Raw genomic sequence first — 25769 nt, 5'->3', positions numbered from 1 at the left:
TGAAATCCAAATTTCAAACAGGAACAGCCTCAAGCAAGCGGCATGCCGGGGTTTCTCAGGCTCGGGCAGCGGGTTCTCAGGGGTTGGACCGAAAAAAGGGGCGCGAACGCACCTGCAGCGGGCGCTCGTGCACCGAGGGCGTGCGCCGCTAGGACCTCGCCGAGCCGGCCAGCGCCAGCAGCTCGTCGATTTCCCAGTGATCGTCTGCGTGCCGGCCGTATTTGGCGGCGACCACGGTGCCCCGCGCGTCGAGGAGCAGGTCGGCCGGCAAACCCGCGATGCCGTTCTCCGCCCGTTGGTAGAAGCGGCCCGTCGCAAGAACCCAGCGCAGGCCGCTCCAGAAGACGCGCGGGTGCAGGAAGGCCAGCCGCGAGGTTTCCACGCCGAAGCGCCGGTAGTGGCTCTTGGTCGGGTCGGCCACGCAGTCGAACGGCAGCTGCGCCTGGTACTTGCGCATCTCTTGCGCTGACGAATGAAAGAGCACGACCTCGCGGATGCCCGCCGCCGCCAGCTCTTCTTGCCTTCGGGCGAAGGTCATCAGATGGAAGTTGCAGACCGGGCAGCCCGCGAAACGGCGAAACTGCAGGTGGACCCAGCGCGCGCCGGCGTCCGGCAGCTGCAAGGGCTTTCCGTGGATCGTTTCCAAGACCGTGGCGGGCACCACATCGCCGGGCGAGAACTTCATCGAAGGTCCTTCAGAAGGGTTGCGAAGACGCCGGGCGGGCTGCCGGAAAGCGTCTTCCTATTTTTAAGTACACTGTACGTTTATTACTTTACAACCCCTTCAAGAACGGAGTCAAGCGTGGGACGTCCCGCCAAATTCACCCGTGAACAGCTCCAGCAGGCCGCGTTGGCGCTGGTCGATGCGGACGGCCTCTCCGGCCTGACCATGCGCGCGCTCGCGAGCCGGCTCGAGACCGGCGCCATGACGCTCTACAACTACGTCTCGCAACGCGAGGAGCTGGAGATGCTGGTGGTCGAGGCGGTGCTGGGCAAGGTGCGCTGGGAGACCGACAGCCACCAGCCTTGGCATGAAGCGCTGGAAGACATCGCGATCGCGCTGTGGCGCGTGATCCGCGACCATCCCCATGTGATTCCGCTGATCCTCACGAAGCGCAGCCGCTCACCCGCGGTGTTCGAAGTGACCGAAGCCTTGTTGCACACGCTGGCCCAAAGCGGCCGCAGCGGCGCCCGCCTGCTCGTGGGTTTTCGCGCGGTGTCCGCGCTCATCATGGGCGCCGCGCAGGCGGAGCTTGCCGGACCGCTCACGCTGCAGGCCGACGAATCGCCCGACGACACCATCGCGCGGTTCCAGGCCCTGCCGGCGGACCGGTTCCCACACCTGATCGAGATTGCCACCGCCGCCACGGCCAGCGATGCGGAGACCGAGTTCCGGGCCAGCCTGTCGCTGCTGATCGACGGCCTGCGCGCAGACTCTGCGCCGCAGGCCTGAAGCCGATCAGGCGAGCGCGAGCGCCTCGACCCGGTCCAGCGCGCGCGACGCGCCGCCCAGGCGCGTCGCCAGGTGCTGCGCGCGCTTCAGGTACAGGTGCGCGTCGTGCTCCCAGGTGAAGCCCATGCCCCCATGCACCTGGATGGCCGTGCGCGTGCTCTGCTGCGCGCCGTCGATGGCGGTGAACTCGGCTGCGGCGCAGGCGAAGCGCCAGTCGGGCAGGCCGCCGTCGAGCGCGGCGGCGGCGTAGCGCACGGCCAGGCGTGCGTTGTCGACGCCCATCCAGGCGTTGGCGAGCTGGTGCTTGATGGCCTGGTAGCTGCCGATGGCCTTGCCGAACTGCACGCGCTCGCGCGCATAGGCACAGGCGAGGTCGAGCGCGGCTTGCGCGGTGCCGACGAGTTCGGCGGCAAGTGCGACACGGTGCGCTGCGCGCACACGGGCACGCGCTTCGGGTGCGACGGGCAGTGTCTCCCATGCGAGTGACGGCGCAGGAGTCGCCGCAGCCTGCCGCAGCGTGGGGTCGAGCGCATCGGACGCAGCGCCCTCAGGCATCGACCGCAACGCCACGCGCAACGGCACCACGTCGTCGTACCAGCCCTGCACCACCACGAGGTCAGAGGCTTGCCCCGCGTGGTCGATCCAGCCGTCACCCTCCGCGACGCAATGGAAGGCACGCTCACCCGCCATCGCCGCGCGCACCCAGTCGCGCAACGCATCGGGCGCGGCGTCGCCACAGGCCTGCAACCACAGCGGCAACAGCACCGCACTACTGGCCAGCGGCAGGTTCAGCAGCTGCTGGCCGGCGGCCTCGGCCACGATGCAGGCCTCGCTCATGCCGAGCCCCAGGCCGTCGTGCGCCTCGGGCACCAGCAGCGCCATCCAGCCCATGCCGGCCATGTCGGCCCACAGCGACTGCTGCGTGGCATCGGTCCAGGGCAAGGCACGCCGTGCGCGCGTGAGCGGGTGGTGGTCGGCGAAGAAGCGGTGGGCCGACGCATGCAGCATCTGCTGCTCGTCGTTCAATGCGAAATCCATGGCGGGTCGTGTAGTCGTCTTCTTCAGTTCTTGGGCAGGCCCAGCATCTGCTCGGCCAGGATGTTGCGCTGCACTTCGGAGGTGCCCGCCAGGATGGTTTCGGCACGCGTCCACAGGTAGTCGCGCACCCAGGCCGCGGCCTGCGGGTCGGCGCCCGTGGGCTCGGGGCCGGCCAGCGCGCGCTCGCCCAGCACCTCCATGGCCGTGGCGAGCAGCTTCTGGTGCGACTCGCTCCAGTGCAGCTTGGTCGACGACCCCTCGGGGCCCGGCGGCCCGCCGCGCATCGCGTGCGTGAGCGCGCGGTACGACTTGAGCTTTAGCACATGGCTGTCGACCGCCAGCCGCGCAAGGTCGCGCCGCAGGTGCGGGCAGTCGAGCGCGGGGCGTCCGCCCCTCTGCACGCTGGCCGCCAGCCGCGTGAGCGCGCCCAGCTCCTGCGTGAAGCGGACCTGGCGCGGAATGAAGTAGGTGCCGCGCTCGAAGCTCGCGGCGGCCATCGCCAGGCGCCAGCCACCGTTCTCCTCGCCCACCAGCGCGTCGAGCGGCACCTTCACGTCCTCGAAGAAGACTTCGTTGAAGTCCGACTCGCCCGTGATCTGGCGGATGGGTGCCACGCGCACGCCGGGGCTCTTCATGTCGACCAGCAGGAAGCTGATGCCCTTGTGGCGCGCGGCCGCGGCGTCGGTGCGTGCGAGCACGAAGCAGTAGTCGGCAATGTGCGCGAACGAAGTCCACACCTTGTGGCCGTTGAGCACATAGTGGTCGCCGCGCCGCTCGGCGCGCGTGGACAACGCCGCCAGGTCGGAGCCCGCGCCGGGCTCGGAGTAGCCCTGGCACCAGATCTCGCGGTTGCTCAAAATGCCCGGCAGAAAGCGCGCCTTCTGCGCCTCGCTTGCGAAGTGGATCAGCGTGGGCGCCAGGATGCCGTGGCCGATGATGTTCACGCCCAGCGGCGCGCCGATGCGGGCCTGCTCCTCGTGGAAGATGGCCTGCCGCGTGAGTGGCCAGGCCTTGCCGCCGTGGGCCTCGGGCCAGCCCAGGCCCGACCAGCCGGCCTGGCACACGTGGTCTTCCCAGGCGCGGCGCCAGCCCAGTTCGTTGGCGTCGGGCGTGCCCCCGGGCCAGGCCGCGACGAAGCGCGGATAGTGCGTCTCGAACCAGTCGCGCAACGTGAAGCGGAAGGTTTCGTCTTCCGCCGAGTAACCCACTTGCATGCTTGTCTGCTTTCTCGTTCTTGCTGATGGATCGCGGATGTCAGTCGGCCTTTGCGCCTGAATCCTTGATGACCTTGGCCCACTTCACGATGTCCTTGCGCAGGAACGCCGCGAACTCGTCGGGCTTGTTGCCGATGATGTCCAGGCCCAGGCTGCGGAACTTGTCCTTCACCTCGGGTTCCTTGAGCACTTCCTGCAGCTCGTCGTGCAGCTTGTTCACGACCGCTGCGGGCGTCTTGGCCGGCGCGACCACGCCCAGCCACGGCATGGCTTCGTAGCCGGGCAGGCCCGACTCGGCGACGGTGGGCGTGTCGGGCAGCGACTGCGAGCGCTGCGCCGTGGTCACGGCCAGCAGGCGCACCTTGCCGTCCTTGATGAACGGGCCCGAGGACGCGTACGCGTCGAACATCACCTGCAGTTGGCCGCCGATCATGTCGGTGAGCGCGGGCGCGCTGCCCTTGTAGGGGATGTGCTGCATCTTCACGCCGGCCACGCTGTTGAAAAGCTCGGCCTCCAGGTGCGTCGACGTGCCCGCGCCCACCGAGCCGTAGTTGGCCTTGTTGGGGTTGGCCTTGAGCCAGCTCACGAGCTCGCCCACGTTCTTCGCCGGAATGCTCGGGTGCACCACGAGCACGTGCACCACCGAGGCCACCTGCGAGACAGGCGCGAAGTCTTTCACGGGGTCGTAGTTGACCTTGCTGTACAGGCTCGGCGCAATGCCGAGCGACGAAGCCGCGAGCAGCAGCGTGTGGCCGTCGGGTGCGGCCTTGGCGACGTACTCCGACGCGATCATGGTGCCGGCGCCGGGCTTGTTCTCCACCAGCACGGGCTGGCCCAGGCGCTTGTGCAGCCGCTCGGCGAGCAGGCGCGACATGATGTCGGCCGCGCCGCCCGGCGAGAACGGCACGACGAGCGTGACCGGCTTGGTCGGGTAGGTCTGCGCCACAGTTGTACTGGCCGCAAAAGCGGTGGCGGCCAGGGCCACGCAGGCCAGTGCTTTCTTGAACATGGGATGTCTCCTGTCTCTGTCGATGGTTGTGGTTCTGTCTTACGAAGCCAGGACCAGCGCGTCGAGCGCGCGCACGCCCTGGCCCTGTTCCTTCACGAGCAGCGGGTTGACTTCGACCTCGTCTGCCTGTTCCTGCAGCGCCAGCACGGCGCGTGAAAATCCGGCGATGGCGCGGCATGCGGCCTCGACGTCGCCCAGCGGCCGGCCGCGGTAGCCCGTGAGCAACGGAAAGGCCTTGAGCTCGCCGAGCATGTCGCGCGCCATGGCAGCGTCGACGGGCAGCACCCGGTGGCTCACGTCCTTGTACAGCTCGGTGAGCACGCCGCCCAGGCCCACGGTGAGCGTCATGCCGAACACCGGGTCGCGCGTGGCGCCGAGGATCAGTTCGGCCTGCCCTGCTTCCATCTTCTGCAGCAGCGCGCCGTCGATCTGCGCCGTGGGCGCGTAGGCGCGTGCCGAGGCCATCACTTCGTCGAAGGCCTTGCGCACCTCTTGCGCATTGCCCAAGCGCAGGCGCACGCCGCCCGCCTCGGTCTTGTGCGCGATGTCGGCGCTGAGCACCTTCAGCACGACCGGAAAGCCCAGCCGCTCGGCCACGGCCGCGGCTTCGTCCGCCGTGCGCGCCACGGCCTCGTCGACCGGCTGCACGCCGAACTCGGCGAGGTAGCGCTTGGTCGTGTGTTCGTCGGCCCGGCCCGCCAGCGCGGCGCGCGGGGGCGCGGGCTGGCTGCGCACCTGCAGCCACGGGTTGTGCTTGCGCCGCTCCTGCCACAGCAGGAAGGGCGACAGCGCCGACACGGCCACGCCGATGTCCTCGAACACCGGCACGCCGCCCGCGCGCAACTGCTCGCGCGTCTTCGCTGCGCCGGTGTCGATGGCGACGATCAGGCGCGGGTGTTTTTCGGCCACGGCGCACAGGTCGTCGGCCATGCGGTCGAGCATGTAGCCCGGCGCGTAGACCACGATGGCGTCGATCGCGTCGGACACCGCCAGCGCTTCCATCGCCGTGCGCACGAAGCCGGGGTCGTTCACCACGTTGCCCGTCACGTCGACCGGGTTGGAGACCATGCCGTAGTCGGGAATGCCGGCGCGCAACTGGTCTTGCAGCGGCTGCGGCAGCGTGGGCACGTCGAGCCCCTGGCCGATGAACTTGTCGGCCAGGATCGCGCCCAGCGCGCCCGAGATCGTGATGATCGCCACGCGTTGGCCCGCGCTGCGCTGCCGGTAGCCTGCCAGGTGCGCGAGCTGCGCCATCTGCGCGAAGTCGTGGCTCTGGATGATGTTGAGCTGGCGAAACGCCGCCTGGTAGATCTGCTGGTCGCCCGCCAGCGCCGAGGTGTGCGAGCGCACGGCCTCGGAGCCCTTCTCGGTCTCGCCGGCCTTGTAGAGGACGAGCAGCTTGTCGCGCCGCACGAACTCGGCCGCGGCCTCCATGAAGCGCGGACCGTCGCGCAGCTCTTCGATGTAGCCGAGGCCGACCTCGGTCGCGTCGTCCTGCGCCAGGTACTCGAGGTACTGCGCGAAGTCCACGCAGGCTTCGTTGCCGGTGTTGATGAAGTGGCTGAAGTCCACGCCCAGCCGCCGCGCAATGGCGTACACCGCGGCGCACACATTGCCGCTTTGCGTGAGCAGGCTCACGCGGCCTGGTCCCTGCTGCATCGGCGCGGTGTTGAACACCGAAGCGAAGTTGGTGTGGGCCTGCGTGTTGAGGTTGGCAAAGCCCATGGCGTTCGGGCCCGCGACCACCATGCCGGTGGTGGCCACGAAGGCCTCCAGCTCGGCCTGCAATGCAGCGCCCGCGTCACCGGCTTCGGCAAAGCCCGCGGCATACACGATGACAGCGCGCACGCCGCGCGCCTGGCAGCGCTTCAGCATCGGCGTGACCTCGGCCGCGGCCAGCGCGAGCACCACCAGGTCGGGTGCGGCGGGCAGCGCTTCGAGGTCGGGCCAGCAGCGCAGGCCGAAGACTTCTTCGTACTTCGGGTTGATCGGGTAGATCGCGCCCTGGTAGCCGAATTTCGTGAGATGCGCGAGCGGCATGCCGCCGATGCGCGCGGCATTGCCGCTGGCGCCGACCACGGCAATGGAGGCCGGGTTCAGCAGGGGTTCGAGGCGGTGCAGGGTCATCTTGATTCAGGCGGAGGCGGGGTTCTTCTGGATGGCCGAGGCCAGGCCGCGGTCGCGGGCCGTGAGAAAGCCCTCGCTCAGGTGCGAGAGCTGGTGCGTGTCGAAGTGCGCGGCCAGCGCGGTGCGCAGGCCCTGCGCGTCGAGCGTGCGGTTGATCGAGCGCTTGATCAGGCGCAGCCCGAACGGCGGCGCCTTGGCGATCTGCTGCGCGAGCGCCAGTGCGGCGTCGGCCAGTTCGGCATCGGGCACGACGCGGTTCACCATGCCGATGGCGTGCGCCTCCTGCGCCGACAGCTTGCCGCCGGTGTAGAGCATTTCCTTGGCCTTGCGCGCGCCCATCACCCACGGGTGGATCAGCACCTCGGTGGCCGCCGCGCCCAGCGTGTGGCCCACGGGGTCGCTGAAGAAGGCCGACTCGCCCGCGACCACCAGGTCGCACATGTTGGCGATCATGAAACCGCCTGCCACGCAGGCGCCCTGCACCTGCGCGATGGTGGGCTTGGGAAAGTCCCAGATGCGCATCGAGTAGTCGAAGTAGCGCAGCTCTTCGTAGGCCCAGCGCTCTTCCACGGTGAAGTTGGCGCGTTCGGCCTGCGCCTGCTTGAGGTCGTGGCCGGCCGAGAAGTGCGCGCCCTTGCCGCCGAGCACCACGGCGTTCACCGTGTCGTCGCGCGCGGCGTCGTCGAAGGCGGCCATGAGCTCGTCCAGCATCTGCTGGCTCTGGGCGTTGCGCTGGGCGTCGCGGGCCAGCAGGATGCGGCGCACGGCGCCGTGGTGTTCGATTTCGAGGGTGTCGTACGCCATCGTGTGTCTCCGGGTCTGTGTCTGTCTGGGTCTTGAGCGAGGGCAGTTTAGACTTCGGAATTCCTGCATCCCAAACACTAATTCCAATTTTTCCCACTATATGGACGAACCCAGAGAGACCGCCGGCGCCCAGAGCCTGCGGCGCGCTTTGCAGTTGCTGCGCCTGCTGGCCGAGCACCACGAGGAAGGCATCAAGCTCACCGAAGTGATCGCTGCCTCGGGGCTGGAGCGCTCCACCGTGCACCGCCTGCTCTCGTGCCTGGCCGAGGAACAGTTCGCCGAGCGCGACCCCGACGGCAAGGCCTACCGCCTGGGCATCGACGCCATGCAGATGGGCTTTGCCTCGATGCGCCGCGTGCCGCTGGTGGACTCGTGCCGCGCCCTCATGCAAAAACTCGCGCGCATGTCGGGCGACACCGTGTTCCTCGTGATCCGCCAGGGCGACTACTGCGTGTGCCTGCACCGCGAAGAGGGGCACTTTCCGGTGAAGGTGTTCACCACAGACGTCGGCGGACGCCGCCTGCTGGGCCTGGGCGCCGGCGGGCTGGCGCTGATGGCCGCGCTGTCCGATGCCGAGATCGATCGCATCCTCGAACGCCACACCGCCGAGTACGCGCAGGCCGGCTTCACCCGCGAGCGCATGAAGCAGGCCGTGAAGCGCACGCGCGCGGCGGGCCATGCCGACATCGTGGACACGCTCACGGAAGGCGTGTCGGGCGTGGGGCGCACCTTTGCGGCGTCGGCCACCACGTTGGCGGCGATCAGCTTCGGCGCGATCACGCCGCGGCTGCCGACGGCGCGCAAGAAGGAGATGGCGCTGTTGTTGAAGGCGCAGTTGCCGCGCAACGAGGCGGCGAAGTAATCAGCGAGAGGCCGCGCGCGGCCTCTTAAAGCTCGTCGTTTTCCTCGTGCCCCAGCTCGATCGCCGCCAGCCGCTTGCGACCGGCCGAGCCTGCGGCCTCGATCACCATCGTGGCGATCAGGTCGCACACGCCCATCACGGCCGCGTGGTTGTCGAGCAGCCCCGGGCCGCGGCAATCGCATTGCAATGACCACGTGGCGCCCGCGAAATCGGGCGAGGCGCGGTCGCTGATGTAGACGATCTTGGCGCCGACGCGCTGCGCGCCTGCGAGCAGCGTGTCGAGCTGGCGCGTCTGGCGGCGGGTGCCGAACACGATCACGCAGTCGCGTTCACCCAGCCCTGCCAGGTGCTCGGCCAGCGTTTCGCCGGGGCCCGGAATCGCCGTGACGCGCGGCACCACCTGGATGATCTGCCAGCGCAGGTACAGCGCGAACGCGTGGCTGCTGCGCGTGCCGAAGATCAGCACCTGCCCCGCGCCGATGATCGCCTTCACGATCTCGGCCATCTGCTTGTCGCTCAGCCGCTCGAAGGTGCTCGCGAGGTTGGCCTGCGACTGCTGGAAGTGCGTGGCCACGAGGTGGCCGCGCTTCGAGGCTTCGGTGGCGTTCTGGAACAGCGGCGAGCCCGTCTGCTTTTCTTCGCGCACCTGGCGCCGCGCCTCTTCATAGTTCTCGTAGCCGATGCGGCGGATGAAGCGGCTCACCGTGGAGGGCGACACGCCCGCAAGCTCCGCCAGTTCGTTGCCCGCATAGCTGGCCAGCTCGCCGGGAAACTCCAGGACGAAATCGGCAAGCTGGCGTTCGGTCGCGGACAACTGGTCGAGCTGGCTGCGAACGCGGCGGACGAAGGAATCGGCGGACATGGGTGGGTGGTGGGGAGTGGCGCACGATGATGCCATGCCGCCTGCGGCGCCTCGGGCAAGCGCAGGCATTGGACTAAAGTCCCATGACGGCCCCCGCGCCACGCGTTACCTTGCGATGGCAACCCTGCGGCCATCCCCTTCCCCATCCTCCACACACCGATGAGCGCCACCCCACCCACGACGCCCGCCGACCCCGTCTTTGCCGCGCGCATGGCCGCCTTGCGACGCAACTTTCCGTTCTCGCTGCTCGGCATGATGCTCACGGCGGGGCTGGTGGTCGTGGCGCTGTGGGGCGCCGTTTCGCACGAGCAGTTGCTCGTCTGGGTCGGCGCCAACGCGGCGCTCACGGCGGCGCGCGCGTGGCAGGTGGCGTGCTACCGGCACGCCGAGCACGATGCAGCCGCGCTGCGGCGCTGGCAGCGCGGCGCCATGGTGGGCGCGGTGCTCGGCGGCTTGCTGTGGGGGCTGCCGCTCGCGGCGTGGATGCTGCAGGTGTCGCTGCCGCAGCAGATGTTCATCGTGGTAGCGATGCTCACCATGGGCACGGGCGCGATCTACGCGTACTGCATCGACCTGGGGCTGCTCTACGGCTTTCAGGTGACGTACTTCGCGCCCGCGATCCTCGCGATGGCCACGCTCGACGACGTGCTGCTGCGCGTGATGTCGGCGGCCGGCGTGCTCTACCTGTTCGTCACGCTGGCCTTCGCGCAGCGCATGTACCGCACGCAGGTCGACTCGCTCGAGCTGCGTTTTGAAAACCTCTACCTACTACGCCAGCTGCGCCTGGAGAAAGACGCGGCCGAGCGCAGCGACCTGGCCAAGTCGCGCTTCCTCGCCGCAGCCAGCCACGACCTGCGCCAGCCGGTGCATGCGCTGAGCCTGTTCGTCGGCGTGCTGCGCGGGCAGGCGCTGCCGGCGGCGAGCCGGCACCTGGTCGACAGCATCGGCCGCGCCGCCGCCGCGATGGGGCTGCTGTTCGAAGGCCTGCTCAATGTGTCGCGGCTCGACGCCGGCGTGGTGCGCGTGAAGGCGCGGCCGTTTGCGCTGGCGGGGCTGCTCGACCAGATCGTGCTGGAGTTCGCGCCGCAGGCAGCGGGCAAGTCGCTGTCGCTGCGCTTGCGCGCAGTCGATGCCGTGGTGCACTCCGACCCCGCACTGCTCGACCGCGTGCTGCGCAACCTGGTGGAGAACGCGATCCGCTACACGGCGCGCGGCGGCGTGCTCATCGGCTGTCGCCGCGCGGGCGCGGACGCGCTGCGCATCGAGGTGTGGGACACGGGCGTCGGCATTCCGCCGACCGAACAGGAGCAGGTGTTCTGGGAGTTCCACCAGCTCGGCAACCCCGAGCGCGACCGCACCAAGGGGCTGGGGCTGGGCCTGGCGATCGTGCGGCGCACGGCCGCGTTGCTGGGCCATCCGCTGGCGCTGCGCTCGCGCGTCGGCCGGGGCACGGTGTTCTCGGTGACGGTGCCGCTGTCGCGGCAGGCATTGCCCGTGCCCGAGGCACCGCCCCCGCCGCTGCCGGCCGACACCGGCCGCCTCGTGCTCGTGGCCGAGGACGACGGGGAAAGCCGCCACGGCCTGCAGCTGCTGCTCGAAAGCTGGGGCCTGCGCGTGATCGCGGCCGAAAGCGGCGACGAACTGCTGTCGCTCGCCGCGCGCCAGGCCGGCAAGCCGGCGCTCATCATCAGCGACTACCGCCTGCGCGCGGGCGAGACCGGCATCGACGTGGTCGACCGCCTGCACGAGGACTACAACGACGACGGCATTCCCGCGCTGATCGTGAGCGGCGACACCGATCCGCGGCGCCTGAGCGACGTGGCGGCGCGCGGCTGGCAGATGCTGCACAAGCCGGTGGACCCGGCGCAACTGCAGGCGACGGTGTCGCAGTTGATCACTGGCTGAGGTCGGCACCGCGAACTGCGGGCTCGCGCGTCACGCTTGAATTCCTTCAATGGAACAGCGACATTTCCCGCTGAACCCATCGACGCCATTCATATGTCCAACGCCCGGCTGCCCTCTTTCAAGTTCCTCATCGGCTTCGAGGCGGCGGCGCGCCTGGGCAACTACTCGCGCGCGGCCGAAGAGCTGTTCGTCTCGCAGTCCGCCGTGAGCCACCAGATCTCGCAGCTCGAGCAGCAGGTCGGCCAGCCGCTGTTCCGGCGCAAGGGACGCGGCGTGGAGCTGACGGTAGCGGGGAGTCTGCTGCTGGACAGCGTGGGCAAGTCGCTCGAGCACATCCGCAACGGACTGGCCCGCATCGAAACCTACATGGACGACCGCCTCGTCACGCTGGTGTGTCCCGCGCCCGTGGCCAGCGGCTGGCTGCAGCCGCGTGTCGACCGGCTGCTGCAGGCGCACCCCGAGCTGTGCCCGATCATCTCGGTCGACGAAAGCGCGCGCTTCATCGACGAGCTCGACGTGGACATCGCGATCACCCGCGAACCGCTGCGGCAGGAAGGCGTGTTCGAAGTGCCGCTGCTCACCGACGAACTCGTGGCCGTCGGCCCGCCTGCTCAGAAAGACGACGCCAACCTCGGCCTGCTGTGCCTCGAAGAAGACCTCACGAGCGACCGCATCGGCCCCTTCATCCGCACGCATTTCGGCGGCCTGCGCAAGGCCGCGATCTACGACGACCCGCGCCTGGTGCTCGATGCGGCGCTGCGCGGCCGGGGCATCGCGCTGGTGTCTCGCCTGCTGGCCGACGACGCCTTGCGCACCGGGCAACTGCGGCAGCTGGCGGACAGCCCGAGCCTGCCGCTGGGCACCCTCTGGATCTCGCGCGCCGAGGGCCCGTCACGCCTGCCGCTGGTGCGGGAGGTGTTCGACAGCCTGCTGCAGTTTGCGCAGGAAGACACCAATGACATGAGCCAAATCGATCAATTCATTGAAAAGACATCAATTGTGTAGATAGATAGGCGTCGACAGAATCCAGGGCTTCCTAGTAGTAACCCTGATTCGAATGACAACGCGACGCACTCTTCTCGGCCTGAGCGGCCTGGGCTTTTTCGGTGGACTCGTGACCGCTTGTGGTGGCGGCGGTGGTGGGGGTAGCGGCATGCTGCCGCCCTTCCCCGTGCCCATGCCGACCCCTTCGCCCGCACCGCCCCCGACGCCGGCGCCCTCGTCCGGCTGGCGCATGCCCGACGAAGGCGACGCCCACCGCGCGGTGTGGATGGCCTTCGCGGCCCGCGAATCCATCTGGACGGCCGAGATGCGCCAGCCGGTGTTTCAGGCGCTGGCGCGCATCGCCAATGCCATCAGCGTCTACGAACCGGTCAAGATGCTGGTGAACCCCGCGGATGTTTCCACGGCCCGCCAACTGTGCGGCTCCAACGTGCACCTGATCGAACACGCCATCGACGACCTCTGGATGCGCGACACGGGCTGCGTGTTCGTGCGCAACGCCCGCGGCGAGCGCGCGGCCGTGAACTTCAACTTCAACGGCTGGGGCAACCGGCAGCCCCATGCACGCGACGCCACGGTGGCGGCGCGCATGGCCGAGCTCACCGGCGTGCCGCTGCTGCGCAGCAGCCTGGTGCTGGAAGGCGGCGGCATCGAGGTCGACGGGCAGGGCACGGCCCTCATCACGGAGAGCTGCGTGCTCAACAAGAACCGCAACCCGGGCGTCAGCAAGGCCGATGCAGAGGTCGAGCTCAAGCGCATGCTGGGGCTGGACAAGATCATCTGGCTGCCGGGCATCGCAGGCCACGACATCACCGACGGCCACACCGACTTCTACGCCCGCTTCCTCAAGCCCGGCGTGGTCGTGGCGGCGCTGGACACCGACCCGACCTCCTTCGACCACGCCGTCACGCGCCGCCACCTGGAGCTGCTGACCGGTGCCACCGACGCGCGCGGCCGCCCCCTGCAGATCGTCACGCTGAAGACGCCTGGCCAGGTGCGCCCCACCTATGCACGCAAGGATTTTGCGGCCGGCTACGTCAACTTCTTCCTCACCGACAAGGCCGTGTTCATGCCCGAGTTCGGCGACGCCGTGGCCGACAGCGCAGCCCGCGCGGCGCTGGCGGCGCACCTGCCCAGCCACCAGATCGTGCAGCTGGACATCGACGCCATCGCCGCGGGCGGCGGCGGCATCCACTGCACGACCCAGCAAGAGCCGGCGTGATGCCGCGCCCCCGCCCCTGATTCCGGAGACCGACATGCACCTTCCCCTGACCCGCCGCCTGCTGCACGGCCTGAGCCTGGCCCCTCTGGCCTCGTTGGGCGTGGTCGCCACGGCCACGGCCGCAGCCCCCGACACCTGGCACATGCCCGACGAGGGCGATGCGCACCGCGCCACCTGGATGTCCTTCGGCCCCAGCGAACGGGTCTGGGGACGGCGCCTGCTGAAGCCGGCGCGCGAGCACCTGGCGCAGATCGCCCGCACCATCGCCGCCTTCGAGCCCGTGCACCTGCTGGTGCGCGAGCAGGAGCACGACATGGCCGCGCGGCTGTGCGGCAACCGCGTGACGCTCGAGGTGCAGCCGGTCGACGACCTCTGGATGCGCGACACCGGCCCGGTGTTCGTGCGCAACGGCGCGGGCGAGTGGGCCGGCGTCGACTTCAACTTCAACGGCTGGGGCAACAAGCAATCGCATGCGCGCGACGCCGAGGTGGCCGAATACGTGACCGACGCCGCCGAGGTGCAGCGCCTGCGCACGCGGCTCGTGCTCGAAGGCGGCGGCATCGAGGTCGACGGCGCGGGCACGGCCATCATCACCGAGAGCTGCGTGCTCAACGCCAACCGCAACCCCGGCCTGCGCAAGGAGGCCTGCGAAGCCGAGTTGAAGCGCCTGCTGGGCCTGCGCAAGATCATCTGGCTGCCCGGCATCGCGGGCCACGACATCACCGACGGCCACACCGATTTCTACGCGCGCTTTGCCGCGCCGGGCGTGGTGGTCGCGGGCCTGGACGACGACCCCGACTCCTACGACCACGCCGTGACCCGGCGCCACCTGGAGATCCTGCGCCAAGCCACCGACGCACGCGGGCAGCGCCTGCGCGTGGAAGTGCTGCGCGGCCCGGAGACCGTGCGCAGCACCTTCGAGTCGGACGAATTCGCGGCGGGCTACATCAACTTCTACGTCTGCAACGGCGCCGTCATTGCGCCGCAGTTCGGCGATGCACGCGCCGACGGCAACGCCCGCGCGCTGCTGCGCGAGCTGTTCCCAAAGCGTGAGGTGGTGCAGCTCGACATCGACGCCATTGCCGCTGGCGGCGGCGGCATCCACTGCACGACGCAGCAGCAGCCGCGCTGACGGCGTTGCGGCGCTGACTGGTTAGCGCGGGCGCCCGAGCATCCCCGCGCGCCGCGCCGCAATCACGGCCTGCGTGCGGCTGGTCACGCCGAGCGCGCCGAAGATCGCCGAGATGTGCGCCTTGATCGTCTTCTCGCTGGTCGCCAGGCGCAGCGCGATCTCGGCGTTGCGCAGCCCTTCGCACAAGAGCTGCAGCACCTCGGACTGCCGCCCCGTGAGCGTGCTCAGCGCATCGGTCGGCGTCGACAGCACGGGCAGCATGGCAGCGCCTGCCGGCGAGGCCTGCACCACGTTCTGCTCGCCCGCCATGACGCGGCGCAGCGCGTCCATGAGCTGCTGGCTGTCGGCCGACTTGTGCACGAAGCCCTGCGCGCCGGCGTCGAGCGCGGTGTCGATGTCATGCGGGTCTTCGGACGCCGACAGCACCAGGATGCGCAGGCCGCTGCGCCGCCGGTGCAGCTCGGCCAGCAGGGCCGCGCCGCCGAGGTCGGGCAGGTAGTAGTCGGTCATCACTGCATCGAGCCGGGGCAAGGTCGAAAGCGCCTCGAGCGCCTCGGCGCCGTTGCGGGCCGTGGCGACGGTCATCGAGGGCTCGGCCTCGCGCAGCGCGAGGAACAGGCCCTCGCGGAACATCGCATGGTCGTCGATCAGCAGGATGGTGGCGGGCATCCGCCGATTTTGGCCGCAACCGGCGTCTGCCCCACGGTTTCCCGTGGCCAACAGGGGAAACCCGCTGGGCGCGACCCCGGGGTCGCTGGCCACAATGCCGTGCACACATCGGCGCTCCCAACATCCAACGACAAGAAGGACCAGATGCCATGGCGGAATTCGACTACGTGATTGTGGGCGGCGGCTCGGGCGGCGCGACGCTGGCCTCGCGCCTGAGCGAAGACCCGTCGGTGACGGTCTGCCTGATCGAGGCCGGCGGCGACGGTCGCGGCATCCTCGTGCGGGCGCCGGCCGCCGTGGTGGCGATGCTGCCGGGCCGCCCGCGCATCAACAACTACGCCTACCAGACCGTGCCGCAGCCCGGCCTGAACGGACGCCGCGGCTACCAGCCGCGCGGGCGCTGTCTGGGCGGCTCCAGCGCGATCAACGCCATGCTCTACGTGCGCGGCCACCGCGAGGACTACGACGACTGGGCTCGTTCAGGCTGCGCCGGCTGGAGCTTCGACGAGGTGCTGCCGCACTTCCTGCGCGCCGAGGGCAACCAGCGCGGCGCGAGCGCGCTGCACGGCGCCGACGGCCCGCTGCAGGTGGCGGAGCAGCAAAGCCCGCGCGCCCTCAGCGAGGCCTTCGTGCGCGCTGCCGCCGAGTGCGGCATTCCGCGCAACGACGACTTCAACGGCCCCGAGCAGGAAGGCGCGGGGCTCTACCAGGTCACGCAGTTCCACGGCGGTGCGAAGAACGGCGAGCGCTGCTCGGCCGCCGCGGCCTACCTGCACCCGGTGATGGACCAGCGCCCCAACCTCTCGGTGCTGACCGGCACGCAGGCCCTGCGCGTGGTGCTCGAAGACCGGCGCGCGGTGGGTGTCGAGGTGCGGCGTGGCGGCAACGTCGAAACGATTCGCGCGCGCCGCGAAGTGGCGCTGTGCGGCGGCGCCTTCAACTCGCCGCAGCTGCTGATGCTCTCGGGCATCGGCGACCCCGACGAACTCGCGCGCCACGGCATCGAAGTGCGGCATGCGTTGCGCGGCGTGGGGCAGAACCTGCAGGACCACTGCGACTTCATCGTCGCCTACAAGTCGAAGCAGACCGACATGTTCGGCATCGGCCCGGTCGGCGGGCTGCACCTGCTGAAAGCCATCAACCAGTGGCGCCGCGACGGCACGGGCCTGGTCGCCACGCCGTTCGCGGAAGGCGGCGCCTTCATCAAGTCGTCGCCCGAACTGCGCCGGCCCGACCTGCAGCTGCACTTCGTGATCGCAATCACCGACGACCATGCACGCAAGCTGCATGCGGGCTTCGGCTTCTCGTGCCACGTGTGCGTGCTGCGCCCCAAGGGGCGGGGCGATGTGCGCCTGACCGACGCCAGCCCCGACTCGGCACCGCGCATCGACCCGCGCTTCCTGGCCGACCCGGAAGACATGGCGCTGCTGCTGCAAGGCGTGAAGAAGACGCGCGAGATCATGCGTTCGCCCGCACTCGAAAAGTACCGCCACCGCGAGCTCTACACCGCCGACGCCCACACCGACGCGCAGCTCGAGCAGCACATCCGCGCACGCGCCGACACCATCTACCACCCGGTGGGCACCTGCAAGATGGGCGTCGATGCGATGGCGGTGGTCGATCCGCAGCTGCGCGTGCACGGCATCGCGGGCCTGCGCGTGGTCGATGCCTCGGTGATGCCGACGCTGATCGGCGGCAACACCAATGCGCCGACGATCATGATCGCGGAGCGCGCGGCCGGCTGGATGCGCGGGCCTGACGCCTTCGCGGAACCCGCTACGGCTGTGCCGTCGATGAGCCTCGCACCATGAGTTCGCCCGGCAGCAGCAGCTGACGCGGCGCCGCGTCGAGCCCCCGCAGGCGCTCGATGAGGCAGGTGGCCGCGGCGCGGCCGATCTCGTCGGTGGGTTGCGCCACGGTGCTCAGGCCTGGCCCGATGAGCGAGGCCCATTCGGGATCGTCGAAACCCACGAAACCCAGGTCGGCGCCGAAGCGCCAGTCGAGCCGCGCCATGGCCTGCGCCACGCGCAGCGTGACCACGGCATTGCCCGCGACCACCGCCGCGCGGCGGCCGCGCTTGGCGCGCTGGCGCAGCGCGCGCAAGGCCTCGTCGAGCGCGTCGTTCTCGCCCTCGACCGATTCGAAGACCTCGCCCGCCACGCGCGCCTCGTGCGCCGCCACGCAAGCACCGAAGGCGGCCGTGCGCTCGCGCCGCGAGCTGACGCCCTTCTGCGGCTCGGTGACGTACAGCAACTCGCGGTAGCCGCCCTCGACCAGATGGCCGCAGGTGTCGCGCATCGCGGCGTGGTTGTCGAGCGAGACGAAGTCGGTGTGCATGCCCGTGTGCCGGCGGTCGACCAGCACGGCGGGCTTGCCGTGCAGCGTGACCGCATCGACCACGTTGCTGCCGCGCCCCAGCGTGTTGAGGATGAAGCCGTCGACCTGGTAGCCCGCGAGCGCATTGATGGCCTCGCGCTCGCGTTCGCTCTCGTTGCCGAGGTTGAACAGCATCACGAGGTAGCCGGCGTCCTGGCAGGCCTTCTCGGCGCCGCGCAGCACGGCCACCGAGTACGGGTTGGTGATGTCGGCCACGATGAGGCCGATGAGCCGCGAGCGGCCGTGGCTCAGTGCCTGTGCCATCGGGCTCGGCGAGTAGGCCAGCTTGGCGATGGCGGCCTCGACGCGCGTGGCGATGTCGGGGCTCAGCAGGCGCTCGCGGTGGTTCAGGAAGCGCGAGACGGTGGCCTTGGAGACGCCGGCGGCTTCGGCGACGTCGGCGATGGTGGCGCGGCCAGTCGGCTTCATGTCAGGCGGCGGCGGTGTCGTAGCGTGCCGTGGGCTTCTCGCCCGCCAGCGCCTGCAACAGATTGGTCGTCGCCAGCTCGGCCATCGCATGCCGCGTCTCGTGCGTGGCCGAACCGATGTGCGGCAGCGGCGTGACGCGTGGGTGCGTGCGCAGCGGCGACTCGGCCGGCAGCGGTTCCTTCGCGAACACGTCGAGGCCGGCGGCGCGCAAGGTGCCGTGGTCCAGCGCTTCGAGCAGCGCGGCTTCGTTCACGGTGGCGCCACGGCCACCGTTGATGAACGACGCGCCCGGCTTCATGCGCGCGAAGAAAGCGGCGTCGATCATGCCGCGCGTCGCGTCGGTCAGCGGCAGCATCGCGAGCACGATGTCGGCGCGCGCGAGCAGGTCGTCCAGCGGCGTGTGCGTGGCGCGGCCTTGCAGCTCGGGCGCCTGCGTGGCCAGGTCGACCGCGCGACGCGAGTGATAGAGAACCGGCATGCCGAAGCCCAGCGCGGCGCGGCGCGCCACGGCCTGGCCGATGCGGCCGAATCCGAGGATGCCCAGCGTCTTGCCGTGCACATCGGTGCCGAAGAATTCTTCGCCGATGTTCTTCGTCCAACGGCCTTCGCGCACGAGGTTCGACAGCTCCACCACGCGGCGCTGCGTGGCCATGAGGATCGCGAACACCGTGTCGGCCACCGTCTCGGTGAGCACATCGGGCGTGTGGCACAGCACGATGCCGCGCTGGTGCAGTTCGGCCAGCGCGTAATTGTCGACACCGACCGACACGCTCGAGATCACCTCGAGCTGCGGCGCCGCATCCAGCAGCGCGGCATCGACGTTGTAGCTCGAACCGATCAGCCCATTCGCGGTGGCGAGCGCAGCGGCAAAGGCGTCAGGTTCCTTGCGCGGATCGGCCACGGTGACGTGGTGCACGGCCTGCAGGCGCGCCAGCTGGTCTTCGGGCAGCGCCCGGAACACCAGCACATTCTTCTTCGTCATCAGAGCCCCGCTTCTTCGAGTTGCGCCCGCGTCGGCAGGCCTTCGGTGTCGCCGAGCACCTGCACGGCGCGCGCGCCGATCCAGGCGCCGCGGCGTACCGCGTCGGGCACGCGCTTGCCTTCGAGCAGCGCGCTCACCACGCCGGCGGCAAAGCCGTCGCCCGCGCCCACGGTGTCGATCACTTCCTTCACCGGGAAGCCGTCGACATGGCCGGTGCCGGCCACGTCGCTGTCGTAGTACGCACCCGCCGCGCCGAGCTTGACGACGACCAGCTTCGCACCGCGTTCGCGGTAGAACTTGGCCACGTCTTCGGGCTTGTCGTGGCCCGTGAGCAGCAGGCCTTCTTCGATGCCGGGCAGCACCCAGTCGGCGCGCGATGCGAGTTCGTTCACCCAGTGGCGCATCGTCTCGGTGGACGACCACAGCGTAGGCCGCAGGTTGGTGTCGAACGAGATCGTGCGGCCGGCGGCGCGCATCACGTCCATGGTCTTGAGCGCCGCCTGCAGGCTGGTCTCGGAGATGGCCGCGAACACGCCGGTGGCATGCAGGTGGCGCGCGGAGCGCAGCCAGGCTTCGTCGACGTCCGCCGGGCCCATGTGGCTCGCGGCCGAGCCCTTGCGGTGGTATTCGATCGGCGGGTCGCTGCCGTCGGTGACGCGGCCCTTGAACTGGAAGCCGGTGCGCTGCGTCGCGTCGGTGATCACGTGCGAGCAGTCGATGCCTTCAGCGCGCATTGCAGCCAGCAACGCGCGGCCCATCGAATCGGTGCCCAGGCGGCTGGCCCAGCCGACCTTGAGGCCGAGGCGCGACAGGCCGATGGCCACGTTGGTCTCGGCGCCCGCAGTGCGCTTGTGGAACGACTGGGCGTCTTCGAGCGGACCGGGCCGGTCGGCCACCAACAGCAGCATGGCTTCGCCGAACAAGGCGACATCGAAAGCGGTGGGTTCCGTCATGTGTGTGTTCCTACGCCCGTGCGGCGCGGATGAAGTCGATCTGCGTGCGGGTGATGGCCAGCAGGTCGTCGCCCACGAGCGGGTATTCGATGGCATGCGGCACGTCGGCCGGCAGTGCGCGCAGCACCGCGCGCCACGGCGCGACCGAGTCGCCCATCGGCACCGCCACCCACTTGTGCGGCAGGCGCTGCGCGCCCTTGCAATGCACGTAGCGTACGCGATGGCCGAGCGCCTGCGCGGCCTGCAACGGGCACTCGCCGAGCCAGTGCCAGTTGCCCATGTCGAAGGTCATTCCGAGTGGCACGCCGGCGCGGTCGGCCACGTCGAAGAAGGTCTGCAGCGCGGCCAGCGTGCCGGCGCGCACGGTCTGGTCGTTCTCGATGAGCAGTTCGACGCGGGTCTCGGCCAGCGCGGCCTTCAGGCCCCAGAGCGAGCCGTGCGACGAGGGCTGGAAGTCGCCGATGGCCATCTTGAGCCGCTTCGCACCCACGCGCGTGGCGGCGGCGATGCCGCGTTGCAGCGCGGCGCTGTCGAGCCAGCCGCCTTCGGCCCACAGGCCCTCGGGGCTGGAGTAGACCGATGCGAGGCCGTGCAACGCGGGCAGTTCGGCCTCGGCGTCGCGCAGCATCTCGCCGCGCACTTCCACCGAATCGGCACCTGCCGCGCGCGAGAGTTGCGAACACCAGAGCTGGCCGTGCCGCCCCACCTCGGCCGCACCGAAGGACGACAGAGAAATCAGGACTTCGAAGGCCATCAGTGGGCTTGGTGCGAGCTGAGAATCTGACCCAGGAACTGGCGCGTGCGCTCGTCCTTGGGGTTGCCGAAGAACTCCTGCGGCGGCGCCTGCTCGACGATCTTGCCGTCGGCCATGAAGATCACGCGGTCGGCCACGCTGCGAGCAAAGCCCATCTCGTGCGTCACGCACAGCATGGTCATGCCGTCTTCGGCCAGGCCGATCATGGTGTCGAGCACTTCCTTGACCATCTCGGGGTCGAGCGCCGAGGTGGGCTCGTCGAACAGCATGATCTTGGGCGCCATGCACAGCGCGCGCGCAATCGCCACGCGCTGCTGCTGGCCGCCCGAGAGCTGGCTCGGGTACTTCTTCGCCTGCTCGGGAATGCGCACGCGCGTGAGGTACTTCATGGCCACCTCTTCCGCCTGCGCCTTGGTCATGCCACGCGAGCGCATCGGCGCCAGCGTGCAGTTCTCCAGAATGGTGAGGTGCGGGAACAGGTTGAACTGCTGGAACACCATGCCGACTTCGGCGCGCACCGCATCGACGTTCTTGCCGCCCGCCGTGAGGTCGATGCCGTCGACCACGATGCGGCCCTTTTGCACCGTCTCGAGCCGGTTGATGCAGCGGATGAGCGTCGACTTGCCCGAGCCCGAAGGCCCGCAGATCACGATGCGCTCGCCCTGGCGCACCGACAGGTCGATGCCGGTCAACACCTGGAATTCACCGTACCACTTGTTGACCGCTTCCATGCGGATGATCGATTCCGTCGTCATGCCAGGATTCCCTTCAAGCGCTTTCGCTTATTGCATCTTCGGCAGGTCGGCCTGCAGCCACTTTTGATAGAGCTTGTTCAGCTCGCCGTTGGCGGTGTTCTTCTGCACGAATTCGTTCACGGCCTTGGTCAGCTCTTCCTGGCCCGGACGCATCGCGATGCCCATCGATTGCTGCACCAGCGTGAACTTGTTTTCGAAGGTGTTGGCCGGCACGCGCTTGGCGATCTGCGCCGCCACGGTGACCGAGCAGCCGATCGCATCGACCTGGCCCGAGATCAGCGCCTGCATGGCCGAGGCGTCGTCGTCGAAGCGGCGGATCTCGGTGCCTTCGGGTGCGGCCTTGGTCACGGCCACGTCTTGCGTCGAAGCGCGGGCCACGCCCACGCGCAGGCCCTTGAGGTCGCCAGCGGCCTTGATCGAGGTCTTGGTCGCGCCGTACAGCACGATGGTCGCGGCCGCGTAGGGCTGCGAGAACTGCACCTGCTTGGCGCGCTCGGGCGTCACAGCCAGCGAAGCGACCAGCAGGTCGACCTTGTTGGTCAGCAGGAAGGGAATGCGGTTCGGGCCGGTGACCGGCACGATGTTGGCCTTGACGCCCCAGTCTTTCGCCAGCAGCTTGGCCACGTCGGCGTCGTAGCCGTCGGGCTGGTTCTTCGCGTCGGTGGTGCCGTAGGGCGGGAAGTCGACCAGCATGCCGATGGTGATCTCGCCCTTCTTCTTGATGTCGGCCACGGTCTGTGCGGACGCGAAGGGCGCGAACACGGTCAGGGCGGCGCCGAGGCCCAGGGCGGCGAGCGCAACGCGGCGGGTGGTGGAACGGGTCATGGAATGTGTCTCCTGAAAAAGAAAGGAAGCGACGAGAAAAGGGAAAGCGAAAAAAGTGCGGGGATCAGCGGGCGAGCGCCAGGGCGCGCTTGCGCTCCATGCGCGCCGCGAGCAGCGACAGCGGCCAGCAGATCACGAAGTAGATGGCGGCCACCACCGAGAACACGATGAGCGGCTGGAAGGTGGCGTTGTTGACGATCTGCCCGGCGCGCGTGATCTCGACGAAACCGATGATGGCTGCGAGCGATGTGCCCTTGATGATCTGCACCAGGTAGCCCACCGTGGGCGCCAGCGCGATCTTGAAGGCCTGCGGCAGCACCACGTCGCGCATGCGCGCCGCGTACTTGAGGTTGAGCGCCTGCGCCGCCTCCCACTGGCCGCGCGGAATCGCCTGGATGCAGCCGCGCCAGATTTCGCCGAGGAAGGCCGCGCTGTTCAGGATGAGCGCCACGCCCGCGGCGACCCACGGGTTGATGTCCAGCCCCAGCACCGGCGCGCCGAAGAACACCAGGAACAGCTGCAGCAGCAGCGGCGTGCCCTGGAAGATCTGGATGAAGGTGGTCGACACGGCGCGCGCCCACGTCGATTCCGACGTGCGCATCAGCGCGATGGCCAGCCCAAGAATGGCGCCGCCGACGAAGGCGATGGCCGACAGCGCAAGCGTCCACTTGGCCGCTTCGAGGATGAAAAGGAATTCGGGAAAACCGAAGGTGCGCATGGTGTGTGCTCCGTCCGTCGTGGTCAGTCAGTTACCGGCGGTCCGGGTAGTTGAGCGTGCGCTTGTAGATCAGCTTGAACATGGCCGAGAAGGCCAGCGCCAGCGCGAGGTAGATGGCAGCAACCACGATGTAGATCTCGAAGCTGCGGAAGGTCTGCGACTGCAGGTTGGCGGCCACCGAGGTCAGGTCGTCGGCCGAGATGACCGAGACCACGGCCGAGCTCAGCATCAGCAGGATGAACTGGCTCGTGAGCGCCGGGTAGATGGCCTTCAGCGCGGGCTTGATGATCACGAAGCGAAAGATTTCCCAGGGCTTGAGGTTGAGCGCGCGGCCCGCCTCGATCTGCCCCTTGGGAATCGACTCGATGCCCGCGCGGATGATCTCCGTGGCGTAGGCGCCGAGGTTCACCACCATGGCCACCAGCGCGGCCGTTTGCGGCGACCAGCGCAGGCCGATGGCCGGCAATGCGAAGAAGAAGAAAAACAACTGCACGATGAACGGCGTGTTGCGGATCACCTCGATGTACGCATTGACGATGAAGCGCAGCCAGCCCGGCCCCGAGGTCTTGCCCCAGGCGCAAAAAATGGCGACAACCAGCCCCAGCAGGGTGGCGATGAGCGAGAGCTGCACCGTGATCCACGTGCCCTTGAGCAGCAGCGGCCAGGCGGCAAAGACGGCTTCGAATTGGAACTGGTAGTTCATGGTGGAGCGCGCACGGGAAGCCGTGCACGGACCCTGAAAGGAATGCTTGCAGCTTAAATGAAACCGGTTTCAGCGCAATCTAGGGATTCCCCTAGGTGGGCGTTTTGACCCACCCGTCTGCCTACACTGGCGCGATGCCGAACCCCCACGCGGACTCAACTTCCTCCACGGCAAGCACCCCGGCTGACAGCCCCGTCGTGCAGCATTTCCGGCAGGCGCTGCTCTGGCCCTTGCGCCTCGTGCCGGCGCCCGGCGCGGCGCCCTCGCACCACGGCCCCTGGCACGTGCTGCGCGACATGGGCGAGGCCTCGCCGTGGCGCGAAGAGGTGGACGAATACACCGGCGACAGCGGCCGCTTTCACGAACGGCACTACAACGAGTTCGTGAGCTTCCTGCCGTACGTGCAGCGCTTCCTGTACGGCGAAGGCCGATCGCGCAGCAGCAGCAGCAGCAGCAGCAGCAGCAGCAGCAGCAGCAGCAGCAGCAGCAGTGACGGCGACTCGCCGATGCGCGTGTTCCGCCGCCGCGACATCGCGTCCGTGCGGCTGGTGGCGCGGCCCGGCGAGGCGCCCGTCACGCTCGACGTGATTCACTGCGACCTGTACTTCTTCTTCGACATCGACGTGGTGCTGCTCAACCTCGAAGTCGGCACCGACCACCTGAGCCTCGCGCAGGCGCAAGACATCCTCTATCGCTTCGGCCGCGCCTACCCTTCGGGCTGGGAGGCCGACGGCGCCGCCCTGCACTGCATGGCCAGCGTCGAGTGGCTGGGCGCCGACGGCCGCGTGCTCGCCGCCTCCGATGCGCAGCAGCGCGACGCCTTTTTGTCGCACGTGGCACAGCACCGCGCACCGCGCATCGCGGCGCACTGGGCCTACCTGATGCAGCCGCTCGTGAGCGACCATTCGGACGACCCCGGTGTCCTGCGCTACCGCCAGATCGAGTACTACCGCATGCCGGTGATGGCCTACCTGTCGCTCGACGATCCGCGCCGTCTCACGCGTGACGACTTCGTGCGGCTTGCGCTCGTCACGGGCGCGGGCGGGGCCGACGCCCACCTGCCCTACGCAGAGCAGCATCTGGCCGACTTCGAGCACACCTACTGCTACGACCGCTTCTGGGTGAACGCAGGCGCCGCGCCCAACACGCGCTACCTGTGCAACGGCCACGCACTCATCGTCGTGGGCGACGCGCGCTCCGAGTTCTTCTGCTGCCGCGACCGCGGCGTGCTCGCGCAGTTCAGGCACCAGCACTTTTTGTTGTTCCTCATCGCGCATTTCCAGAAGGCCTCGCTGCTGATGTTCTCGGACCAGCTGGTCGAGGCGCTCAATCAACTCGACATCCGCAACACGCCGAGCGTGAAGCAGTTCAAGCGCGCCATCCGCGCGAGCTTCGAGCGCTTTCTGCGCTTCACGCACCGCTACTGGTTCCACGAAATTTCCGAGCAGGCGCAGGTGCGCGCGCTCTCGCACATGTGCGCCACGCACCTGCGACTCGACCCGCTGTACGACGAGGTGAAAGCGCGCATCGCCGACATGAACACGTACCTCGACGCCGACAGCCTGCGCCGGCAAGCCAGCACCGTCGTGCGGCTCACGGTGGTCACGCTGTTCGGCCTCATCGGCACCGTGACGACCGGCTTCCTCGGCATGAACCTGCTGGCCGAGGCCGACGCGCCGCTGTGGCGCAAGGCGATCTGGTTCGGCGTGGTGTTCACCTTCACCACCTGGCTCACGATCTACACGATGGTGAAGTCGCAGCGGCTGTCGGACTTCATCGATGCGCTGTCGAACGACAAGCTGAGTTTGCGGGGCAAGCTGGCGGCGCTCGCGCGGGTGTGGCGGGCAGGCTCGGACTGACGCCTCGGCGCCGCGACGCAGCGCCCGCGTGAAGAACTGAGGTCTTTTGCCATCGGAACGATGCGATGCGCACTCGCGCTGCGGCATCGTTGATTCCTACCATGGGCACTCACAAA

General features: G+C 68.9%; 24 protein-coding genes. 8 read left to right on the top strand and 16 right to left on the bottom strand.

The genetic code is table 11. The features are described 5' to 3' along the window. Window positions 1-148 precede the first annotated feature (148 nt). Window positions 149-685, bottom strand: a complete 537-nt coding sequence (locus IG196_RS10805; protein ID WP_192196141.1) for a peroxiredoxin-like family protein — start codon at window positions 683-685, stop codon at window positions 149-151. A gap of 117 nt (window positions 686-802) precedes the next feature. Here IG196_RS10805 and IG196_RS10800 point away from each other — a divergent pair, with 117 nt between their 5' ends. After that, on the top strand, window positions 803-1453 hold the full coding sequence (locus tag IG196_RS10800) for a TetR/AcrR family transcriptional regulator (protein WP_192196140.1): 651 nt from the start codon (window positions 803-805) through the stop codon (window positions 1451-1453). A 6-nt stretch (window positions 1454-1459) separates the two neighbouring features. Here the strand turns inward: IG196_RS10800 and IG196_RS10795 are convergent, their stop codons facing one another. Genes IG196_RS10795 through IG196_RS10775 form a run of 5 tightly spaced genes read right to left on the bottom strand, consistent with a single transcriptional unit; the run spans window position 1460 to window position 7645 of the window. Further along, window positions 1460-2491, bottom strand: a complete 1032-nt coding sequence (locus IG196_RS10795; protein WP_192196139.1) for an acyl-CoA dehydrogenase family protein — start codon at window positions 2489-2491, stop codon at window positions 1460-1462. 23 nt (window positions 2492-2514) lie between these two features. Further along, a complete protein-coding gene (locus IG196_RS10790) occupies window positions 2515-3705 on the bottom strand; it encodes an acyl-CoA dehydrogenase family protein (RefSeq protein WP_192196138.1) in 1191 nt (396 codons plus the stop codon). 40 nt (window positions 3706-3745) lie between these two features. Further along, window positions 3746-4714, bottom strand: a complete 969-nt coding sequence (locus IG196_RS10785; RefSeq protein WP_192196137.1) for a tripartite tricarboxylate transporter substrate binding protein — start codon at window positions 4712-4714, stop codon at window positions 3746-3748. 39 nt (window positions 4715-4753) lie between these two features. Further along, window positions 4754-6841: an acetate--CoA ligase family protein gene (locus IG196_RS10780; RefSeq protein WP_192196136.1), complete on the bottom strand. Its 2088-nt coding sequence runs from the start codon at window positions 6839-6841 to the stop codon at window positions 4754-4756. A 6-nt stretch (window positions 6842-6847) separates the two neighbouring features. Continuing rightward, window positions 6848-7645, bottom strand: a complete 798-nt coding sequence (locus IG196_RS10775; RefSeq protein ID WP_070059491.1) for an enoyl-CoA hydratase — start codon at window positions 7643-7645, stop codon at window positions 6848-6850. Window positions 7646-7745: 100 nt separating this feature from the next. Here IG196_RS10775 and IG196_RS10770 point away from each other — a divergent pair, with 100 nt between their 5' ends. Beyond that, the gene (locus tag IG196_RS10770; RefSeq protein ID WP_192196135.1) at window positions 7746-8507 is read left to right on the top strand and encodes an IclR family transcriptional regulator; all 762 of its coding nucleotides are present in this window, start codon (window positions 7746-7748) and stop codon (window positions 8505-8507) included. A 25-nt stretch (window positions 8508-8532) separates the two neighbouring features. Here IG196_RS10770 and IG196_RS10765 read toward each other — a convergent pair whose 3' ends face one another. Next, on the bottom strand, window positions 8533-9369 hold the full coding sequence (locus IG196_RS10765; RefSeq protein ID WP_101492418.1) for a MurR/RpiR family transcriptional regulator: 837 nt from the start codon (window positions 9367-9369) through the stop codon (window positions 8533-8535). Between the two features lie 159 nt (window positions 9370-9528). On the opposite strand from IG196_RS10765, the gene IG196_RS10760 reads away from it, so the two are divergent. The 4 genes from IG196_RS10760 (at window position 9529) to IG196_RS10745 (ending at window position 14630) form a co-directional block, all read left to right on the top strand. Then, on the top strand, window positions 9529-11274 hold the full coding sequence (locus tag IG196_RS10760; RefSeq protein WP_192196134.1) for a hybrid sensor histidine kinase/response regulator: 1746 nt from the start codon (window positions 9529-9531) through the stop codon (window positions 11272-11274). A gap of 93 nt (window positions 11275-11367) precedes the next feature. After that, window positions 11368-12279, top strand: coding sequence for a LysR family transcriptional regulator (locus IG196_RS10755; protein ID WP_192196133.1), 912 nt, complete (start codon window positions 11368-11370; stop codon window positions 12277-12279). Window positions 12280-12451: 172 nt separating this feature from the next. After that, window positions 12452-13498 carry an agmatine/peptidylarginine deiminase gene (locus IG196_RS10750; protein WP_225617001.1) on the top strand — a complete coding sequence of 349 codons (1047 nt, stop codon included), beginning with the start codon at window positions 12452-12454 and terminating at the stop codon, window positions 13496-13498. Between the two features lie 34 nt (window positions 13499-13532). Further along, window positions 13533-14630, top strand: a complete 1098-nt coding sequence (locus IG196_RS10745) for an agmatine/peptidylarginine deiminase (RefSeq protein WP_192196131.1) — start codon at window positions 13533-13535, stop codon at window positions 14628-14630. 21 nt (window positions 14631-14651) lie between these two features. Here IG196_RS10745 and IG196_RS10740 read toward each other — a convergent pair whose 3' ends face one another. Beyond that, window positions 14652-15299, bottom strand: a complete 648-nt coding sequence (locus tag IG196_RS10740) for a response regulator transcription factor (protein ID WP_192196130.1) — start codon at window positions 15297-15299, stop codon at window positions 14652-14654. A 149-nt stretch (window positions 15300-15448) separates the two neighbouring features. On the opposite strand from IG196_RS10740, the gene IG196_RS10735 reads away from it, so the two are divergent. Beyond that, the gene (locus tag IG196_RS10735; protein WP_192196129.1) at window positions 15449-17110 is read left to right on the top strand and encodes a GMC family oxidoreductase; all 1662 of its coding nucleotides are present in this window, start codon (window positions 15449-15451) and stop codon (window positions 17108-17110) included. On the opposite strand, the gene IG196_RS10730 is transcribed toward IG196_RS10735, so the two are convergent. The 8 genes from IG196_RS10730 to IG196_RS10695 form a co-directional block, all read right to left on the bottom strand. Further along, the gene (locus tag IG196_RS10730; protein ID WP_192196128.1) at window positions 17076-18104 is read right to left on the bottom strand and encodes a LacI family DNA-binding transcriptional regulator; all 1029 of its coding nucleotides are present in this window, start codon (window positions 18102-18104) and stop codon (window positions 17076-17078) included. The two genes, IG196_RS10735 and IG196_RS10730, sit on opposite strands and share 35 nt — an antisense overlap. Window position 18105: 1 nt before the next feature. After that, window positions 18106-19086 carry a 2-hydroxyacid dehydrogenase gene (locus IG196_RS10725; RefSeq protein WP_192196127.1) on the bottom strand — a complete coding sequence of 327 codons (981 nt, stop codon included), beginning with the start codon at window positions 19084-19086 and terminating at the stop codon, window positions 18106-18108. Next, entirely contained in the window at window positions 19086-20039 is a 954-nt protein-coding gene (locus IG196_RS10720) for a sugar kinase (RefSeq protein ID WP_192196126.1), read from the bottom strand. Before IG196_RS10720 ends, IG196_RS10725 begins: the two co-directional genes overlap by 1 nt. Window positions 20040-20049: 10 nt before the next feature. Further along, window positions 20050-20793 (bottom strand): sugar phosphate isomerase/epimerase family protein, encoded by a 744-nt coding sequence (locus IG196_RS10715; protein ID WP_192196125.1) that lies wholly within the window; start codon window positions 20791-20793, stop codon window positions 20050-20052. Next, a complete protein-coding gene (locus IG196_RS10710; RefSeq protein ID WP_192196124.1) occupies window positions 20793-21548 on the bottom strand; it encodes an amino acid ABC transporter ATP-binding protein in 756 nt (251 codons plus the stop codon). Before IG196_RS10710 ends, IG196_RS10715 begins: the two co-directional genes overlap by 1 nt. A gap of 27 nt (window positions 21549-21575) precedes the next feature. Continuing rightward, complete coding sequence (locus IG196_RS10705) at window positions 21576-22373, bottom strand: transporter substrate-binding domain-containing protein (RefSeq protein ID WP_101492320.1); 798 nt, start codon at window positions 22371-22373, stop codon at window positions 21576-21578. 64 nt (window positions 22374-22437) lie between these two features. Then, the gene (locus IG196_RS10700; protein ID WP_192196123.1) at window positions 22438-23091 is read right to left on the bottom strand and encodes an amino acid ABC transporter permease; all 654 of its coding nucleotides are present in this window, start codon (window positions 23089-23091) and stop codon (window positions 22438-22440) included. A gap of 31 nt (window positions 23092-23122) precedes the next feature. Then, a complete protein-coding gene (locus tag IG196_RS10695; protein ID WP_099796309.1) occupies window positions 23123-23794 on the bottom strand; it encodes an amino acid ABC transporter permease in 672 nt (223 codons plus the stop codon). 134 nt (window positions 23795-23928) lie between these two features. On the opposite strand from IG196_RS10695, the gene IG196_RS10690 reads away from it, so the two are divergent. Beyond that, entirely contained in the window at window positions 23929-25653 is a 1725-nt protein-coding gene (locus IG196_RS10690) for a hypothetical protein (protein ID WP_192196122.1), read from the top strand. The last annotated feature ends 116 nt before the right edge of the window (window positions 25654-25769 follow it).

Source organism: Variovorax sp. 38R (assembly GCF_014843395.1).
GTDB classification, from domain to species: Bacteria; Pseudomonadota; Gammaproteobacteria; order Burkholderiales; family Burkholderiaceae_C; genus Variovorax; species Variovorax paradoxus_H.
This window is presented reverse-complemented; position numbering and strand designations above follow the sequence as displayed.

Coding starts and splice junctions, on each gene's coding strand:
- IG196_RS10805 (WP_192196141.1), bottom strand. CDS start 685: ATGAAGTTCTCGCCCGGCGATGTGGTGCCCGCCACGGTCTTGGAAACG.
- IG196_RS10795 (WP_192196139.1), bottom strand. CDS start 2,491: ATGGATTTCGCATTGAACGACGAGCAGCAGATGCTGCATGCGTCGGCC.
- IG196_RS10790 (WP_192196138.1), bottom strand. CDS start 3,705: ATGCAAGTGGGTTACTCGGCGGAAGACGAAACCTTCCGCTTCACGTTG.
- IG196_RS10785 (WP_192196137.1), bottom strand. CDS start 4,714: ATGTTCAAGAAAGCACTGGCCTGCGTGGCCCTGGCCGCCACCGCTTTT.
- IG196_RS10780 (WP_192196136.1), bottom strand. CDS start 6,841: ATGACCCTGCACCGCCTCGAACCCCTGCTGAACCCGGCCTCCATTGCC.
- IG196_RS10775 (WP_070059491.1), bottom strand. CDS start 7,645: ATGGCGTACGACACCCTCGAAATCGAACACCACGGCGCCGTGCGCCGC.
- IG196_RS10770 (WP_192196135.1), top strand. CDS start 7,746: ATGGACGAACCCAGAGAGACCGCCGGCGCCCAGAGCCTGCGGCGCGCT.
- IG196_RS10765 (WP_101492418.1), bottom strand. CDS start 9,369: ATGTCCGCCGATTCCTTCGTCCGCCGCGTTCGCAGCCAGCTCGACCAG.
- IG196_RS10760 (WP_192196134.1), top strand. CDS start 9,529: ATGAGCGCCACCCCACCCACGACGCCCGCCGACCCCGTCTTTGCCGCG.
- IG196_RS10755 (WP_192196133.1), top strand. CDS start 11,368: ATGTCCAACGCCCGGCTGCCCTCTTTCAAGTTCCTCATCGGCTTCGAG.
- IG196_RS10750 (WP_225617001.1), top strand. CDS start 12,452: ATGCCGACCCCTTCGCCCGCACCGCCCCCGACGCCGGCGCCCTCGTCC.
- IG196_RS10745 (WP_192196131.1), top strand. CDS start 13,533: ATGCACCTTCCCCTGACCCGCCGCCTGCTGCACGGCCTGAGCCTGGCC.
- IG196_RS10740 (WP_192196130.1), bottom strand. CDS start 15,299: ATGCCCGCCACCATCCTGCTGATCGACGACCATGCGATGTTCCGCGAG.
- IG196_RS10735 (WP_192196129.1), top strand. CDS start 15,449: ATGGCGGAATTCGACTACGTGATTGTGGGCGGCGGCTCGGGCGGCGCG.
- IG196_RS10730 (WP_192196128.1), bottom strand. CDS start 18,104: ATGAAGCCGACTGGCCGCGCCACCATCGCCGACGTCGCCGAAGCCGCC.
- IG196_RS10725 (WP_192196127.1), bottom strand. CDS start 19,086: ATGACGAAGAAGAATGTGCTGGTGTTCCGGGCGCTGCCCGAAGACCAG.
- IG196_RS10720 (WP_192196126.1), bottom strand. CDS start 20,039: ATGACGGAACCCACCGCTTTCGATGTCGCCTTGTTCGGCGAAGCCATG.
- IG196_RS10715 (WP_192196125.1), bottom strand. CDS start 20,793: ATGGCCTTCGAAGTCCTGATTTCTCTGTCGTCCTTCGGTGCGGCCGAG.
- IG196_RS10710 (WP_192196124.1), bottom strand. CDS start 21,548: ATGACGACGGAATCGATCATCCGCATGGAAGCGGTCAACAAGTGGTAC.
- IG196_RS10705 (WP_101492320.1), bottom strand. CDS start 22,373: ATGACCCGTTCCACCACCCGCCGCGTTGCGCTCGCCGCCCTGGGCCTC.
- IG196_RS10700 (WP_192196123.1), bottom strand. CDS start 23,091: ATGCGCACCTTCGGTTTTCCCGAATTCCTTTTCATCCTCGAAGCGGCC.
- IG196_RS10695 (WP_099796309.1), bottom strand. CDS start 23,794: ATGAACTACCAGTTCCAATTCGAAGCCGTCTTTGCCGCCTGGCCGCTG.
- IG196_RS10690 (WP_192196122.1), top strand. CDS start 23,929: ATGCCGAACCCCCACGCGGACTCAACTTCCTCCACGGCAAGCACCCCG.